Source organism: Acinetobacter sp., assembly GCF_041919735.1.
GTDB lineage: Bacteria > Pseudomonadota > Gammaproteobacteria > Pseudomonadales > Moraxellaceae > Acinetobacter.
Map to the genome: position 1 here is coordinate 1 of NZ_JAYRTF010000028.1, position 16,940 is coordinate 16,940.

Consider the following 16,940-nt stretch of genomic DNA (forward strand, 5'->3'; position numbering starts at 1 on the left):
TTACGCAGAATAATTCGGTACTATTGAACATTAGGACTAGAGTTGTGAGTTTTGTGTGGTAACTCAACTGATGGCTCTAGTCCTCTTATTTTCAAGTTTATTTCTTATCCGCGATTCGGGTTACTTATTTTGTAGGGAAAGAAGGTATTTGGGTTCATGACTGTAATGACTATTTACAATGCTTAAGTAACGTATAAATAGTAAAAAAGAACCTGTTTAACATCATAGAGCTTAAATTAAAGAAAAAAGGCTAGCCTATATTTTAACTTTTAAATTAAAAGATAAAAAATCAATAGAATATTGTTGTATTAGGTGTGGAATTACATTTAGAAAACTACATTTTTAAATGCAAAATCGGATAGGGGTTGCCTTGACCATCTAATTCAGATCGATCTATGACTTTAAATCCTAATTTTTTATAAAATCCAACGGCTTGATCGTTTTGCTCATTAACATCTACTTTCTCAATTTTTAATTCTGTAATGGCAAAATGAGTTAAAACACGTCCTATTCCTTTAGCCCTAAACTCTGGATCAATAAACAGCATTTCGATATTGTCACTGCTTGTGCCAATAAAACCGACTATTTGATCATCTTGAACATATTTATGAAGCAATACATGATGAAAATATTCATTAAGAATTAATGGTTTTAAGTTCTGAATTTCTTCTTCAGGCAAGAAATGATGCGTAGCTCTTACGGACCTTTCCCAAATATCAATAAGAATAGAAAAATCGGTCTCAGACGCTTTCTGCAGCATGGGCAATCCTCAAAAATATTAAGGATAGCATATATGGTAAAACGACCTTATCTAGCATCATAGCAATTGCTTAAATTCGCTTTGAAAGAACCCAGTACAAAAGTCCAAGTGAGTTAAGCGTTTTTATTCATTTTTTGCTGGGGTGTTTATCCATTTACATGGAATGAACAGCTGTTGCTTTGAGTATTCTCAATTTTTGAGAAATCGCTACATAAAATAGAGCAATTTCACGTATTGCTATCATATAGATTTGCTAAAATGGCGCATTACTTTTGCACTGGATCAAATTGTGCTGCCATTTAAGCTTTGGGTAGATGCCGACGCGCTGCCTAAAATTTTGCGTGAAGTGATTATTCGCGCGTCAGACCGCTATCAGCTTGAAGTGACTTTTGTCGCCAATCAAAACGTCGGCATTACGCCTTCGGTGCGCATCAATTCAATTCAGGTCATGAGCGGCGCAGATGCGGCGGATAAAGAAATTATTGAGCGCATGAAAGAAAACGATATTGTCATGACGCAGGATATTCCTTTGGCGGCGCAGGTTATTGAAAAAGGCGGCATTGCGATTCATCCGCGCGGTGAAGTCTATACCGCCGCCAATGTCAAAGCGCGCCTGCATTTGCGCGACTTTATGGACAGTTTGCGCGGCGCAGGGGTGCAGACCGGCGGCCCGCCGCCGATTTCAGAGCGCGATAAGCGTGAATTTTCCAGCAGCCTGGATCAGACCATTCAAAAGCAGAAACGCAAAACAGCACCCAAATAAGGCCGGCAAACATGCCCTCTAAAATGAATTTGATGCTGACCTACAGCATGCTGATTTTTATCTGGTCAACCACGCCGCTGGCGATTGTCTGGAGTGTGCAAGATCTGCACAGCCTGTGGGCGCTGGCGCTGCGGTTTTTTCTTGCGCTGCCGCTGTCGCTGGTTCTGCTGCTGATCGCCCGCGCAAAATTGCCGATGAATCTGCAATGCATCCACAGTTATGCCGCAGGAGCCTGCAGCTTTATTGGATCGCAATTTTTTACCTATTTGGCAACCGCCTATCTCAGCTCCGGCATTATTGCCCTGATGTTTGGCCTTGCGCCGATTATTACCGGCCTGATCGGCTTTTTTGCCTTTAATATCCGGCTGCGCCGCATGCAATGGCTGGGCATGCTGACGGCTGTAGGCGGGTTGGTGATTATCTGCCTTGGTGGCAGCACCCAGCATATTCAGCCTATCGGTATCGGCCTGATGCTGCTGAGCGTCTTCATTTACTGCGCTTCAATTTTCTGGGTGAAAAAGATCAATGCGCCGCTGGAACCGATGGCGCAGGCGAGCGGTTCAATTATTGTTTCGACGCTATTTGCGCTGTGCATGCTGCCTTTTATTTGGAGCTATGCGCCGACCGAAATGCCGGGCGCTAAGTCGCTGTTTGGATTGGGCTATGCCGTGGTGATGGCATCTGTGGTTGCAATGTTCTGTTATTTTAAATTGGTGCAGAATGTGCGGCCAGTGACCTTGTCTTTAACCACCGTGCTGACCCCCATGCTGGCGATGCTGGCAGGAGCCGTGCTGAATAATGAAAAAGTCAGCATGATGGTCTTTGCAGGGGCTGCCGTCATGCTTTCCGGTTTATTTATCTATTTTTATCAAGATTTGAAGGCAAGCCGGGCGCTTGCGCAGAAACTTAAGGCTGATTAAAGCTTCAGTCCTTATTCTGAGTTAAGGAAATGCATTCAGCCAGTTTTACGCGGTCTTGCGCGTGCAAAGTGATAAAATACGCGCCTGTACGGTATTTGCCGTTATCTTCCTGACGGCTGTAAACCACTTGCGCTGTGGCTGCGATATGGAAAAAATTTTCAGGATGGCTGAGGGTTACGTGCACATAAGTGCCTTCCTGAATAGGGCGGTCGCTGAAAAAGCTCAGTCCCGTTTCAGAAAAATTGACATGCTCTGGAATAGGTAACATGCTTTGTACAATTGCGTCGTACAAAGACCCCGTAATCAGGTTTAACTTTTGATTAAATAAGGATAAGATTCGAGCAATTTGTTGATCTTTCTCAGCTAATTGTTCTAATTCGTAGTTTAGCGCGTGATCAAATTGATCTAATTCTGCAAGTAGTAGAAAATAGCGCGGCAAGACAAAATTAGGATCGTAAGGATCATTCAGCGCAACATCATCAGAAATAATCTGATAATTGATTCGCAAGGCAGCATCGATGCGCGACATGACGCGGCGTTCCGTATTACCGCTTTGATGCTGTAAATTTTCCATAATTATTACCTCGGACTAAATGGTTATGTTTAAACCAATCTCGCTGTATATAGGGTTGAGATATACTCGCGCACGGCGCAGTAACCACTTTATTTCTTTTATTGCTCTGGTTTCTATGATCGGCTTGACCCTAGGTGTCGCCGTTCTCATCACCGTTTTATCTGTGATGAATGGATTTGACCGAGAATTGAAAAACCGCGTCTTGGGAATGATACCTCAAGCCACTGTTTCTTCAACACAAATTTTAACAAATTGGCCGGAACTTGCAAAGAAAATTGAACACCATAAACACGTGCAAGGCGTAGCGCCATTTACGCAGCTTCAGGGCATGCTGACAGCGCAGGGCCAGGTCTCAGGGGTAATGGTCACGGGCATTGAGCCGCAGTATGAGAAAAAGGTTTCAATTATTCAAGACCATATGGTTGAAGGCAGTATTGATAACCTGAAAAAAGGCGAGTTCGGCATTGTGCTGGGCAAACAGCTGACAGATGCTTTGGGCTTAGGCTTGAACGACAATATTACTTTGGTTCTGCCTGAAGCAACGCCGTCACCGGCAGGCGTGGTGCCGCGCTTTAAGCGCTTTAAGATTGTCGGCATATTCAGTATCGGCGCTGAAGTTGACTCAATGATGGGCTACATTGCCTTGAATGATGCATCCACCTTATTAAGACTTCCCGATGGCGCGCAGGGTATCCGCATGAAGCTGGATGACATTTTTGCAGCGCCGCAAGTCTCTCAAGAAATTGTGCGCGATTTGCCGGCCAACTTCTATGCATCAGATTGGACTTATACGCACGGCAACCTGTTCAGCGCAATTCAGATGGAAAAGGCCATGGTCAGCCTGCTGCTGTTTTTAATTGTCTTGGTGGCGGCGTTTAATATCGTTTCATCCTTGGTCATGGTGGTGACCGATAAAAAATCGGATATCGCCATTTTGCGTACACTGGGGGCTTCTCCGGGCACCATTACCCGCATCTTTATGGTTCAGGGCACGGTCATTGGGGTGATTGGCACGGTATCTGGGGCAATTTTGGGCATTATTGCCGCGTCAAGCATCAGCGGCTTAGTCGGCTGGCTCAATACCAGCTTAGGCCTGAATATGTTTGATGCTTACTTTATCAACTATTTGCCTTCTTATTTGCGCTGGCAGGATGTGGTGATTATTGTCTCTTTATCATTGGGTTTAAGCTTTATCGCAACCATTTATCCTGCTTTCCGCGCAGCGAAAATTCAGCCAGCGGAGGCATTGCGCTATGAGTAATTTAATTTTAGATGCGCAAAACATCACCAAGTCTTTTACCGATGGCAAATCTTCTGTTGATGTAATCCGCGGTTTGTCGCTGCAAGTGAAGGCGGGTGAGTTTGTCTCCATTGTCGGTTCCAGCGGTTCAGGCAAAAGCACCTTGCTGCATGTGCTGGGCGGTTTAGACCGTCCGACCTCCGGTCAGGTGATGATCAATGGCCAGCGCTTTGATACCTTGGGCGAAGCGGAGCGCGGCTATATCCGCAATGAGCATTTGGGTTTTGTCTATCAATTCCACCATTTGCTGCCGGAGTTTACTGCGCTGGAAAATGTGGCAATGCCATTGATGCTGCGCAAAAACACCAACTACAAAGAGGTGAAGCAGCAGGCGGAATACCTGCTGGAACGTGTTGGACTGTCGCACCGTTTAACGCATAAGCCGGGAGAATTGTCCGGCGGTGAGCGCCAGCGTGTGGCTCTGGCGCGCGCGCTGGTGACCAAGCCTAAACTGATGATGGCGGATGAGCCGACAGGCAACCTAGACCGCAAGACGGCCGTGAAAATTTTTGAACTGCTGTCTGAGCTGCGCAAAGAATTCAATATGGCGATGCTGATTGTGACCCATGATGAATATTTGGCGCAGTCGGCGGATTGCATTTTGCATATGCAGGATGGGGTGTGGGTCGAAAAGGCCTAATTCATTTGAATATTCTGCTATAGATTGAAGCCCGCCTCGGCGGGCTTTATTATTGCGCGCAATAAAGATAAATACAGAATAAGAATAATGCTGCAATGGTTTTGTCTCGGCTGGATTGCCGGGATTTCATTGATTGGGAAGACATGGGCTGATTTGCAGTTCAGCCTATGGAGCGTTGGCTGTATCGCTGCAGTTTGGCTGGTGCTGCAGCGCATGATGCAGCCGCTGCTGAAAGATCAGCATCTTGCGCTGAAAATATTCAATATCTGCATGAGCATCTGTTTGGCGGGCTATCTGGGATTTGGCTATGCCAATCACGCATTAGAGCAGCGGCTTTCGCATGTTGAGCATCAGCCTGAAGACCGGGATGTGATTGTTTATGTTGAGCAATTAAGCGAACTGACTGAACAGGGCATGCAGCAAAAAGTCACGGTGCTTAATCAGCCAAATACGGCCAGTTCGGATGATCAATTGCAGTATCTGGCTTATATTCCTTACGCCAATTTGCGCTCCCAGCAGCAGGAACTGCAGCTGGGGCAATATTACCGTTTGCAGGGCGAGCTGAGGCCGGCGCATTCTTATGCGATTGGCGGCGCCTTTGATCAGGAAAAATGGTATCTGCAGCAGCGCATTGCCTCAGGCTTTCGGGTCAAGCACATGGAGGCGCTGACCGAACAGCACATGTCAGCGCTCGGCTATGCCAAGGTCATCGAACGGCATCGGCGCTGGATACATCAAGTTCCGCTGTGGATTGAAAAACAGCGGCTAAACTTCAGAATTTTTCTGCAGCATCAGCCCTTGCCGAATAAAGGGCTGCTGCTGGCTTTGCTGACAGGAGATGAAAGCCTGCTGAGCAAAGACACCAAAATGCAGTTCCAGCGGTTTGGCATGAGCCATCTGCTGGCCATCTCCGGCCCGCATGTGGTGATTTTCGCCCTGATGGTCAGCTGGCTGCTGCAGCGGCTGATTGCGCGCTTTTGGCCGCAGCTGTATCTCATGATTCCGAAACAATATGCCCTGATGGCGCCTTTTCTCAGCTGTGTATTTCTATATTGCCTGTTTGCTGGTTTTGAAATTCCTGCTGTCAGAACCTTGCTGATGTGCAGCTTAGGTTGTGTAATTTTATTGATGCAGCAAAAGCTCCAGCCGATGAAGCTGCTCTTGCTGAGCGCTGCAATTTTGCTGCTGATCGATCCATTCAGCATTTTATCGGCAGCGTTTTGGCTGTCATATGGCGCATGTTTTATTTTATTGCGGATTTATCAAACGCTGCAAAAACAGCAGCTTCAACTGCAGCAGGAAATGCATTGGAAAAAGAAGCTGGCGCTGTCCGTGCAGTTGCTGCTGGAGTCGCAGTGGAAAATTTTTGCAGCGCTCTGTCCCTTGATGATTTTATTCTTTAAGCAGCTTGCATGGATTACGCCGATCAGCAATATTATCGCGATACCGTGGCTGGGCATGCTGGTGGTGCCGCTGGATATTTTAGCGGCCATGAGCTACAGCATTTCAGAACCGTTGGCCGCTGTATTATTCCTGTTGAATGACCGGCTATTGGCGCTGCTGCTGGCCTGTTTAGACGGCTTGGACTTTCTGTTTAAGCCGGAGCTGTCTGCCATTGCGATGAATCAGCCCATGCTGGCGCTTTTGGCGCTGAGCCTGCTGATTGCATTTTTGCCGAGGGGGGTACTGCCTAAGGGCTGGGTAGTCATTGGGCTGCTGGCACTGTGCTTAAAGGGTTTTATACCGCATCCCTTTGAGCTGACGGTACTCGATGTCGGACAGGGGCAGGCGATTTTTATCCGTGATGCAAAGCGCAGCATGATGGTGGACATGGGCGGCAATTATGATGAAAGCAAGTTCAGTGTCGGTAAGCAGATTATTTTGCCATTTTTAGCTGTGAATGCGGTTAGTGAGCTGGATCAGCTGGTATTGACGCATTTGGATCAAGACCACAGCGGCGGCTATTTTGCCATTCAAAATCAGCTCGTCATTCATCAGCTGATCTCCAGTGAACGGCCGGAGAGTCTGCCTGTGCAGACGCAATTTGATTATTGTACACAAGGGCAGCGCTGGCAGTGGGAGGATCAAGTCAGCATAGAAGTGCTCTCTCCATCGCGTGAACCGCTGCAGAGGCAAAGCCAAAGTAAAAATGAAAACTCATGCGTTATGTATGTGCAGATCAAGCAGGCAGCGCCCTATCAAAGTTTCCTGCTGATGGGGGATGCAGGCTGGGAAACGGAGTTTCAGCTGCTGCAGCATTATCCGAATTTGCATGCGGATGTTTTGGTGCTGGGACATCATGGCAGTCAGCACAGTTCCGCTTATAGCTTTCTAAAAGCGCTGCAGCCCAAATTAGCGATTGCATCTGCCGGGAGGTTCAACCGCTATGGGCATCCCAGCAAGCTGACGCAAGCGCGTTTAAAACAGCTGAATATTCCTTTATTGACCACAAGCCGGCAAGGCAGCATCCAATTTTTACAGCAGGATGGCAAAATCCGGATCAACTTTGCCCGTGATGAATGGAAGTGGCTGCAGAAGATTAAGGCGAAGGAACCGTGGCCGGAACTTCGGTAGATGCAGGCGCGGTTGCTTGTGTTCCAGCCTGCGTTTCTGCACGGATTTTTTGCGCCAATGCGACTGCTTCCGCTATGGACAGGTGATAAATGGAATCTGTGGCTGGGCTGGCTTTAAAGCGTTTGTAGCTCCAGTGATAATGCTCTGGATATTTGCGGATTAAATCTTCCAATGCTTCAAAAATAACCCGTGAACCGTCATTTGCGCTGCCTTGATAAATTGCTTCATCCATCGGTTCGATATGCATGTCAAAGCCATCATTTTCATTGCGCATCGCATATAAAAACAGGGCTTTTGCTTTGGTTTTCTGAATCAGTTTGGCGCTTAAATTGCTGGTGGCGAGCGGCAGGCCAAAATAAGGGACCATTTCACCGCCAATATTCGGCGTATGATCCGGCAGAATTACGGTCGTGCCTCCTTGTTTTAGCGCTTTAAAAATCTGGCGCACGCCAGACTCATCGGTCGGAACCAGATTGGCTCGCTCGCGGCTGCGCGCATCGCGGACAAAAGCATCGGCCGTTGGGTTTTTAACCGGCTTATACATGATGGTCATTGGCGTATATTGCGCAAACCATGCATTCATGATTTCCCAAGTGCCAAAGTGCGGCACAATTAAAATCAAGCCCTTATTCTCAGCCAAAGCATCATGAAAGTGCTGTTCGCCATATATTTTGTGAATGTGGGACAGGTTTTTTTCGTTGCTGGAGCCCCAGATGCTGAAAAACTCAAAATAAGACATCAATTCATTGCGGATGGCTTGCGCTGTGATTTGTTCACGCTTTTCATCACTGAGTTCGGGCAGTGCGAGTTTTAAATTCAGGCGGATAGTTTCTGAGGTTTTGGAGATTTTGAGTGTGTTGACAAGGCCAGCAAGCATTTTTGCAATGAAGCGGGAGAGTTGAATCGGTTGACGGCTGATAAACTTCAAGAGACGGTATGTTGTATTTTGAGAATTCTGTTCAGTCATTGGCTGCAGTCAACAAAGCAAAAAGAAAATGATGAATTAATTATAGGATAAAATACTATGTTTAGACAGTTCCCGTACTTTCAGTGTATATAATGGGGTACTTCTTAACTGTTTTATTGGATTTTTTATGTCCGATTGGCCACCAAAACCTGAAAACGAAACACAAAATACGCATCAAAATATACAGCAGCCCTTAAATCATCAGCAGCCCACCGGCAATGAGTGGAAGCTGCTTGAGAAAGTGGTTTTAGCGTCAGTGGTAGAACAGCGCCGCGCGCGCCGTTGGGGAATTTTCTTTAAATTTTTAACCTTTGCATATATTTTATTTATTTTGGTTGCATTGGGTAAAAGCTGCAGCACAGCATCGACAGATGATGTCGGTTCAATAGGCTCGCATATTGCTGTTGTTGATATTGTCGGAACGATTGCGGCAGATAAGCAAAGCGTCAACAGCACCAATACCATCCGTTCTTTGAAAAAAGCCTTTGAAAATAAGCAAAGCAAAGCGGTCGTGCTGAATATCAACTCACCGGGCGGCTCGCCGGTTCAGTCTGATGAGATTTGGCAGGAAATCCAGTATCTGAAAAAACAGCATGCGGATAAAAAACTGTATGCTGTGATTGGCGATACTGGCGCATCAGGAGCCTATTATATTGCGTCTGCGGCGGATGAAATCATTGTCAATCCATCCAGCCTAGTCGGGTCTATCGGCGTGATCATGCCGAACTATGGCGTGAATGGCTTGATGCAGAAGCTGGGTGTTGAAGACCGCACCATGACCTCGGGCGAAAACAAAGCCATTTTATCCATGACTCAGCCGATTGATCCTGCGCAGAAAGCGCATGTGCAAGGTGTGCTGGATAATGTGCATGAGCATTTTATCAACGCTGTGAAACAAGGCCGCGGCAAAAAACTGAAATCTACCGACCCTGCAATTTTCTCAGGCTTATTCTGGACGGGTGAGCAGGCGGTCAAATTGGGCATCGCAGACCGTGTGGGCAGTTTGAATACCTTAAAGCGTGAACTGAATACGGATAAAGCCGTGAACTACACCATTGAATACAGCCCGTTTGATTCAGTTTTAGGCCGGCTTGGTTCTTCAATGGGGCAAGGTTTTGCTGCGGCGCTGTCACAGCAAATTCAGTCAGAGAATGATGCTAAACTGCAATGAAACCATTAATCCATTTTGCGCACGCCAATGGCGTGCCGTCCAAGGTCTATCAGAAACTGTTTGATCTTCTGCAGGACGAATACGATGTCATCTATGTGCCGTTATTGGGGCCAGACAAGCGCTATCCTATTGATAATCATTGGGCCAGCCTAACGCAGCAGGTCATTGACAGCATTGTCCGTCAGGCCAATGGCCGTAAAGTGATCGGCTTGGGGCATTCGCTGGGCGCTGTATTAACCTTTCAGGCGGCCATAGAGCGCCCTGAACTGTTTGAGCAGGTCATTATGCTTGATCCGCCATTGATCATGGGCAAAGAGTCGCTGGTTTTGCATCTTGCAAAAACATTGAAACTGAAAGCGGTCGATACCATGTCGCCCGCGTCTTTATCTTTGCGGCGCAGGGATCATTGGGACAGCCGTGAACAGGCGGCAGAGCTGCTGCGTCCGAAGGGCTTTTATCAGCACTTTGATGCGGCTTGTTTCCAAGCCTATATCGACCATGCCTTGATGGATGATGTGCAGCGCGGCGGCGTAGAGCTGACCATTGCAAAAATGGATGAAGTGAATATCTTCAGAACCAATCCTTCCTTGTGGTGGCTGCCTCAGCCGCAGCTGAAAGTGCCTGCGCATTATATTGCTGCGGAACATGGGCCGTTTATTGGCCATGGTTTCCCGCAAATGGTGAAAAAGAAATTCGGCATACCGTACACCGTTGCCAAAGGCAGCCATATGTTCCCATTGGAGCAGCCAGAACAGACAGTAAAAACAATAAAGGAATTGATTTTAAATCAGAAAATTTAAGGATATTTTCTGCGGAAATATCTGAAGATTGATAATAAAATGGAGGTTAAGCAATTTGACCGCCATTTTATTGCCTATGCAAAAAATATTAAAACTGAAAAAACTTAGAACAGCGGCAAGGAATAATGGTTTATGAGTAAAATTTTTTTTATTTTCATTATGTTATTGAGTATAAATAGCAGTATTAATGCACAGCAAGTAAACTATAAAAATGTACAGCTGGATTTTAGCGATCATTGGGATATTCAGCGGGGGCAAAATGATGAATTAATTGCGCTGCAGCAGAAAGAGAAAAAAGCTTTCATTCTCTCTATTTACTACCCTCAGGGAATTGAAGAGGGAATGCAGTATTTGGTGTCTGCGCTTGAAGTGCCAAAGCAAAACTTGATGCAAACGGAAGGTGTTAAACTTGTTCGGGAAAATGTGGAAGTCAAAGCCAAAGACGGGGTGATTTTTCAGGCAAATGCGTTTACGGTAAATTCAGGGAAGCGATTTTTAATCATAGCATCTTTGGGGAGTAATGCAGGTGTTTTATTAACTTCTTATGAGGGGCAAGGGCATAATATTTCGAAAGCGTTGGCAGAATTTAAAGTAATTGCAGAATCTCTTTCTTTAAGCCCACCAGATCAGGGTTTTTTATTTTCATCAGATGAATTGAATCCTTAAACTTATGTCTGAATGATAAAAAACGCCCCCGTGGAGGCGTTTTTAAATTTAATTTCGATTGATGCACAGAGCTTTAAAGCTTATAGAATTGTACAGGCTCCAGCATTGGCTGATTTTGGTACAGGACACCGTGTTCAGTATGCTGAATTTTGCCGCTGCAAATCCATTCCGCAACTTGCGGATAAATGAGATGCTCCAGTACATGCACGCGATTTGCCAAAGTTTCAGCATCATCATGCGTGTTCACTTTCAGTACGCCTTGCGCTAAAGCTTGCCCTGCATCCAGTTCTGCTGTGACATAGTGCACCGTGCAGCCATGCAGGGTATCGCCGGTATTGAGCACACGCTGATGCGTATGCATGCCTTTGTAATTCGGCAGCAAGGAAGGGTGAATGTTAATCATTTTCCCTTCCCAAGCGTTGACAAACTTTGCGCTGAGTATGCGCATAAAGCCAGCCAAAATAACCAAATCTACATCCCAGTCCAGCAATTGCTGATGCATGACATCATCAAAAGCTTCGCGGTTTGGATATTGCTTATGCTCAATCACTGCAGTTGCAATACCAGCGTTTTTCGCTCGTTCCAAAGCATACGCTTCAGGCTTATTGGAAATCACGCCTGCAATTTTCCCCGACAGATTGGCATCAATCAGGGCTTGCAGGTTGCTTCCGCTGCCTGAAACGAGGACAGCAATTTTAATCATCAGTGCGGCTTATGCGAAAACAACACGGATTTTTTCGTCAGCGCCTGCAACGGATTCAGCATTGTCAGCGATATTGCCCATAACGAACGCTTTTTCGCCAAGGTTGTTCAGCAATTCAACCGTTTTGTCAGCGTCGCTTGCATCTACAACAAGTACCATGCCTACGCCGCAGTTAAATGTGCGGTACATTTCAAATTGTTCAACGCCGCCTTCTTTTTGAAGAAGCTTGAACAGTTCAGGCCATTCCCAAGAAGATTCATTCACAACAGCTTGCGCGCCATTTGGAAGAACACGTGGCAGGTTGCCTGGCAAACCGCCGCCAGTGATGTGCGCCATCGCGTGGACATCAACCTGTTTCAGCAATTCAAGAATCGGTTTAACATAAATGCGGGTCGGTTCCATCGCTGCATCAGCAAGCGGGCGGCCATCGACAATTTGCGTTAAATCAACGTTTTTTACGTCTAGAATTTTACGAAGCAGAGAATAGCCGTTTGAGTGAGCGCCAGAAGAGGCTACACCGACCAGAACGTCACCCGCTTTCACTTTAGAGCCGTCAATGATTTTGCTTTGTTCGACAACGCCTACGCAGAAGCCTGCAAGGTCATAATCTTCGCCTTCATACATGCCCGGCATTTCAGCAGTTTCACCGCCAACCAATGCGCAGCCTGCAAGTTCACAGCCAGCGCCAATGCCAGTCACAACATTTGCCGCAACATCTACGTTTAAGTGGCCAGTCGCATAATAGTCAAGGAAGAATAACGGTTCTGCACCGCACACAAGAAGGTCGTTTACGCACATTGCAACCAAGTCTTGACCAATTGTGTCATGACGGTTTAAGTTAAGTGCCAAACGTAATTTTGTACCTACACCATCTGTGCCAGATACGAGAACAGGTTCTTCATAACCTTTAGGAATTTTACAAAGTGCGCCGAAGCCGCCTAGTCCGCCCATTACTTCAGGACGTGCAGTACGTTTCGCGACAGATTTGATACGATCGACTAACGCGTCGCCCGCTTCAATATCGACACCTGCATCTTTATAGCTTAAACCAGTGTTTGGGGTAGAGGTTGAGTTGCTCATAATGAAGTCTCCGCATTCGCGGGGCGATTATACCTGAATATACGAAACACTTATGTTATTTATGCGCTAAAATGCTATCTTTACTTAAATATTTTCCTTTCTAAAACGATTAAATGGACAAAAGGGCGAACTTTTATGGTTGATAAGACCTTGCGCCGCATTTTTATTCTTGCAGGCATCGCATTAATCTTTTGGGTCTTGTACCTTTTAAAACCTGTCGTGCTGCCTTTTATAGGTGCATTTTTAATCGCATATTTATTCAGTCCGCTGGTCAATAAGCTGCATGGCATCGGTCTGCCGCGCTGGCTGTCCATCAGTGTTGTATTTATCGGCATTGGCGTGGTGCTGACCTGGGCCATCTGGTATGTGGTGCCGCTGGTCTGGAAGCAGCTGATGTATGCTAAAACCAGCATTCCAGCCGGCATTCATTGGGTGAATTACACCTTTTTGCCGTGGCTGTCCCATACTTTCAATTTAGTGCCAATGGAAATCGATACCGAACAGATTTCTAAGGCGATCATGGATTATATCCAAACCAATTACAGTGCAGACAGCATACAGGCTGTAGTGTTAAAAGTGGCGCAGTCTGGCCTGAACTTCATCCAGATCGGCGGCACCGTGGTGCTGATACCGATTATTGCTTTCTATTTTCTGCTGGATTGGGAGCGCATGCTTGAGAGCTTCCGCCGCCTGATTCCGCGTCCGTATGAACAAAGCGCGCTGAAAATTGCAGGGGAATGCCACAGCGTGTTGGGCGCTTTTGTTAAAGGCCAGTTTTTAGTGATGTTCCTGCTTGGTGTTGTATATGCTGTAGGCTTGCAGGTGATTGGGCTGGAAGTTGGGCTGATCATCGGCATGGTCGCTGGATTGGCCAGCATTATTCCGTATTTAGGATTTGCAGTCGGTATCATTGCCGCAGTGATTGCAACATTGTTCCAATTTGGCTTGGACTGGATGCAGCTGTTTTTCGTGCTGGTGGTCTTCATGATCGGCCAGGCGGTCGAAGGCTATATTCTGCAGCCTTTCCTTTTGGGCGATAAAATTGGCCTGTCGCCGGTAGCGGTTGTTTTTGCTGTTTTAGCCGGCGCACAGCTGGCGGGTTTTCTCGGCATGCTGATTGCTTTGCCGGTGGCTGCCGTGATTGTTGTGCTGCTTCGCCATGTGCGTGAATATTATGAGCAGAGCCATTTGTATGGGGCTCCTTTAGATTTGCAGGGCGCGACATCCATCTCAATTGAAACGGCTCAGGCCGATATTGATATTGAGCTGAAGGATACTGCAGTAAAAATTCAGCAAGATCCTGAAAAATCGAGTAAGATCGATGAATCAGAACCAAAAGATTGATAAGGCCTTTATAGATATATGCGTCAATTGCAGTTAGACATAGAACCTCAGCTCGATGCCCGAATCAGTGATTTTTCAGGGCCAGGATGGGGGCATGTAATTGACGGCGTGCGTCAATTGCATGCAGGGCTAATGAACCGTTTTTATGTTTATGGCGGAGCCGGAACAGGCAAAAGCCACCTGCTTTCTGCAATCTGTGACTCTTATTTAGAAATTGGCAAGCTGGCGATTAAAGTATCCTTACTGGAATTGCTGGATGCGCCGACAGAAGCCATTACCTCGCTGGATCAGTATGACTTGGTTGCCTTGGACGATATTGAGGCGATCAGCGGCGTGCCGCATTGGCAAAAAGCGGTTTTTCATCTGATTAACTACAATAATGAAGGCGGCGGGCAGCTGGTTTTTTCTTCCCGATTTGCGCCGATAGAATTAAAGCTTGAATTGCCGGACTTGCAGTCACGCTTAACCCAGGCAGTCAGTGTTAAAGTACCGAACGGCAGCCTGTATGCAGACCGTCAGGCGCTGGTGCTTTCCGTGCTGTCCCGCAGAGGCATTCATATTGACCAGCAGATTATTGATTATTTGCTGCTGCATGGGCCGCATCAGGCGTCTATTTTGCTGCAGACTTTAGAACAGCTGATTCAGCTTTTAAAAGGGGAAAAAACCAAACTGAGCAATGCCGCTTTGCGTCAAATTTACGCATTGATTGATGAATATAGATAAGCTATAAAAAATCTTGAGTAATTACTCAAGCTATGACAAAGTACACGAAATAATTCGATGCTGCAGGGAATGTGCGGCTAAAGAATAGAAAAAGAAATAAAAAGATACAAGGAGAAAGGTTATGCTCAAACGGAGCATAGGCATAGGCGTGCTGTGTTTTGCAGGGCATGCTTATAGTGCTGAAATTAATATCACCACAACAGAAGACATCGTTAAGGACGACAAGGAATGTTCACTGCGCGAAGCGGTTGAATATCTGAATACGCCTGAAAAAGACCGTTCCGAAGACGGCTATATGGGCTGCGGCGGTAAAGATTCTTCAGCCATTATTGCGCTCGAAAAAAGCAAAGTTTACAAACTGGATAAGTCCTTAGACCTCAAAGCTGCGATGGATATTCGAACCGTTTACGATACTACTGTGTCAGAGACGGCTATCGCAGGTAAAAACAATGCCACGATTGAAATGACCGGCCAAAACCGGATCTTTACGATTGATAATTCAGAAGATGCTTCTTTTGTTGTGAATCTTAAAGAAATTACCCTGCAGGGATGCAAAAAAGACGTTTGCGCAGATCTGGGCGGGATTATTTATAATAATAAGGCGTTAATTTTAGACAGCGTCATTTTGCAAGGCGGTTATGCACGCTTAGGCGGCGCGATATATAATGTGGGCTTGGCGGCAAGTGAAACTGCTGCAGCCAGCAGTTTCGCTATGCGAAATACACTTATTGCAGAGAATACGTCAGTCGATGGCGGCGCGATTTATTCTTTAGCGCCAAGCTTTCGCATTTATAATTCTGTGTTTAAAAATAATACCAGCACCTCTGGAAGCGCAATAGTCTTTACCTTGGATGAAAGTGCAAATGCAGATAAACTGACTTTTCCTCCCAGCAATTATTACATTAAAAACAGCACCTTTTATAAAAATAAAGGCTTTGCTATCAATCTCAAAGACGGCATAGGCTTAAATAATTTAACGATTGTCAAAAATACTGGCGGCATCAGCTTTGATTCGGCGCTAGGCCAGGGCTATCTTGCGAATAGTATTTTAATCGGCAATGGCGCTAATGGCGCCGTTCAAGATTGCAAAATTGAAGACTCGGCGGCAGATAAAAGCGTGCTGTTCAATAATTTGGTTTCGCAAACAGGTTGCCCGATTGGCGATGCAGCTGATTTAAATACGCTATTAACGGATCCTGCCTTAATTGCAGGTAACGATGAAGGTGTTTGTAGAAATCTGCTGGAAGATAAGGTATCACTATTATGCCCATATACGGCGCCAAGCAATGCATTTCTAGGCTATTTGCGTCCGCGCATGCTGCTAAGTTATGTCAATATGTTTTCAAGCCCAATTTTGAATAAAGGCCAAACTACTGCAAATGGCAATGCCAATTTTGTTGCTTGTGAATTGACAGATCAGCGCGGAACGTCACGATTGACTGATAATGCTTGGTGTGACCGCGGAGCAATCGAAGTTACAGTGCCTGCAAGCATTTCTAAACTTGGTCAAGACATTACTTATGGCCAAATTGCGAAGTTTAATATTCTGGAATCATTGGGTGACAGCGATTTATTGCCAAAAGAACAATGCGATGCTGAAGTGGGGCCAAATCCAGCTGGAATACCTTGGCAGGATGGCTGTTTAGTCATTGAGCAGAAGTGGGGTGCGTCTAAAGGTAAAACAGTGCTGAATTTAAATGGTGATTTAACATATACACCAAATGGAAATTGGCATGGTACAGATGATTTTAATATCAAAATAATTACATCATCTACACGCTTTAATGAACAGGTAGAAGCAAAATACATCAATGCTCTGGTGACGATAAAACAAGATACAACTGGAACTATGGAAAGCAAAACAGTCGAAACTTCTGGCGGCGCTTTAGGTTTCTATAGCTTATTCGTATTATTCGGTTTAATTGGGTTGCGGAAATTCAAAAAATAATTAAGGA

At 45.9% G+C, this 16,940-nt stretch carries 16 protein-coding genes; 11 read left to right on the top strand and 5 right to left on the bottom strand.

The genetic code is table 11. From position 1 onward, the window contains the following. Nucleotides 1-334: 334 nt before the first annotated feature. Complete coding sequence (locus tag ACE3T3_RS13965) at nt 335-760, bottom strand: GNAT family N-acetyltransferase (RefSeq protein WP_374667949.1); 426 nt, start codon at nt 758-760, stop codon at nt 335-337. 289 nt (nt 761-1,049) lie between these two features. Here ACE3T3_RS13965 and ACE3T3_RS13970 point away from each other — a divergent pair, with 289 nt between their 5' ends. Together ACE3T3_RS13970 and ACE3T3_RS13975 are read left to right on the top strand one after the other, a co-directional pair. Next, complete coding sequence (locus tag ACE3T3_RS13970) at nt 1,050-1,523, top strand: YaiI/YqxD family protein (protein ID WP_374668022.1); 474 nt, start codon at nt 1,050-1,052, stop codon at nt 1,521-1,523. A gap of 11 nt (nt 1,524-1,534) precedes the next feature. Next, a complete protein-coding gene (locus ACE3T3_RS13975) occupies nt 1,535-2,443 on the top strand; it encodes a DMT family transporter (protein ID WP_374667951.1) in 909 nt (302 codons plus the stop codon). Between the two features lie 4 nt (nt 2,444-2,447). Here ACE3T3_RS13975 and ACE3T3_RS13980 read toward each other — a convergent pair whose 3' ends face one another. Continuing rightward, the gene (locus ACE3T3_RS13980) at nt 2,448-3,017 is read right to left on the bottom strand and encodes a PilZ domain-containing protein (protein ID WP_374667953.1); all 570 of its coding nucleotides are present in this window, start codon (nt 3,015-3,017) and stop codon (nt 2,448-2,450) included. Nucleotides 3,018-3,042: 25 nt separating this feature from the next. On the opposite strand from ACE3T3_RS13980, the gene ACE3T3_RS13985 reads away from it, so the two are divergent. The 3 genes from ACE3T3_RS13985 (at nt 3,043) to ACE3T3_RS13995 (ending at nt 7,531) form a co-directional block, all read left to right on the top strand. Further along, nucleotides 3,043-4,278, top strand: a complete 1,236-nt coding sequence (locus ACE3T3_RS13985) for a lipoprotein-releasing ABC transporter permease subunit (RefSeq protein ID WP_374667955.1) — start codon at nt 3,043-3,045, stop codon at nt 4,276-4,278. Further along, nucleotides 4,271-4,957, top strand: a complete 687-nt coding sequence (gene lolD, locus ACE3T3_RS13990) for a lipoprotein-releasing ABC transporter ATP-binding protein LolD (protein ID WP_374667957.1) — start codon at nt 4,271-4,273, stop codon at nt 4,955-4,957. Before ACE3T3_RS13985 ends, lolD begins: the two co-directional genes overlap by 8 nt. Nucleotides 4,958-5,044: 87 nt before the next feature. Beyond that, nucleotides 5,045-7,531: a DNA internalization-related competence protein ComEC/Rec2 gene (locus tag ACE3T3_RS13995; RefSeq protein ID WP_374667959.1), complete on the top strand. Its 2,487-nt coding sequence runs from the start codon at nt 5,045-5,047 to the stop codon at nt 7,529-7,531. Here ACE3T3_RS13995 and ACE3T3_RS14000 read toward each other — a convergent pair. Further along, complete coding sequence (locus ACE3T3_RS14000; protein ID WP_374667961.1) at nt 7,497-8,498, bottom strand: lysophospholipid acyltransferase family protein; 1,002 nt, start codon at nt 8,496-8,498, stop codon at nt 7,497-7,499. The genes ACE3T3_RS13995 and ACE3T3_RS14000 overlap by 35 nt on opposite strands. Nucleotides 8,499-8,625: 127 nt before the next feature. On the opposite strand from ACE3T3_RS14000, the gene sppA reads away from it, so the two are divergent. The 3 genes from sppA (at nt 8,626) to ACE3T3_RS14015 (ending at nt 11,135) form a co-directional block, all read left to right on the top strand. Further along, complete coding sequence (gene sppA / locus ACE3T3_RS14005) at nt 8,626-9,669, top strand: signal peptide peptidase SppA (RefSeq protein ID WP_374667963.1); 1,044 nt, start codon at nt 8,626-8,628, stop codon at nt 9,667-9,669. Continuing rightward, nucleotides 9,666-10,469, top strand: a complete 804-nt coding sequence (locus ACE3T3_RS14010) for an alpha/beta fold hydrolase (RefSeq protein WP_374667965.1) — start codon at nt 9,666-9,668, stop codon at nt 10,467-10,469. Before sppA ends, ACE3T3_RS14010 begins: the two co-directional genes overlap by 4 nt. Nucleotides 10,470-10,601: 132 nt before the next feature. After that, nucleotides 10,602-11,135 (top strand): hypothetical protein, encoded by a 534-nt coding sequence (locus ACE3T3_RS14015; RefSeq protein ID WP_374667967.1) that lies wholly within the window; start codon nt 10,602-10,604, stop codon nt 11,133-11,135. A gap of 73 nt (nt 11,136-11,208) precedes the next feature. On the opposite strand, the gene purN is transcribed toward ACE3T3_RS14015, so the two are convergent. Both purN and purM read right to left on the bottom strand, forming a co-directional pair. Next, nucleotides 11,209-11,838 (bottom strand): phosphoribosylglycinamide formyltransferase, encoded by a 630-nt coding sequence (gene purN, locus ACE3T3_RS14020; protein WP_374667969.1) that lies wholly within the window; start codon nt 11,836-11,838, stop codon nt 11,209-11,211. A 9-nt stretch (nt 11,839-11,847) separates the two neighbouring features. Beyond that, nucleotides 11,848-12,918: a phosphoribosylformylglycinamidine cyclo-ligase gene (purM, locus tag ACE3T3_RS14025; RefSeq protein ID WP_374667971.1), complete on the bottom strand. Its 1,071-nt coding sequence runs from the start codon at nt 12,916-12,918 to the stop codon at nt 11,848-11,850. Between the two features lie 135 nt (nt 12,919-13,053). Between purM and cxpE the strand changes: the two genes are divergently transcribed. The 3 genes from cxpE (at nt 13,054) to rbtA (ending at nt 16,933) form a co-directional block, all read left to right on the top strand. After that, nucleotides 13,054-14,262: a chloramphenicol efflux transporter CxpE gene (gene cxpE / locus ACE3T3_RS14030; RefSeq protein ID WP_374667973.1), complete on the top strand. Its 1,209-nt coding sequence runs from the start codon at nt 13,054-13,056 to the stop codon at nt 14,260-14,262. Nucleotides 14,263-14,280: 18 nt separating this feature from the next. Next, a complete protein-coding gene (hda, locus tag ACE3T3_RS14035; RefSeq protein WP_374667975.1) occupies nt 14,281-14,985 on the top strand; it encodes a DnaA regulatory inactivator Hda in 705 nt (234 codons plus the stop codon). Between the two features lie 121 nt (nt 14,986-15,106). After that, the gene (gene rbtA, locus ACE3T3_RS14040; protein WP_374667977.1) at nt 15,107-16,933 is read left to right on the top strand and encodes a rhombotarget A; all 1,827 of its coding nucleotides are present in this window, start codon (nt 15,107-15,109) and stop codon (nt 16,931-16,933) included. Nucleotides 16,934-16,940 lie beyond the last annotated feature (7 nt).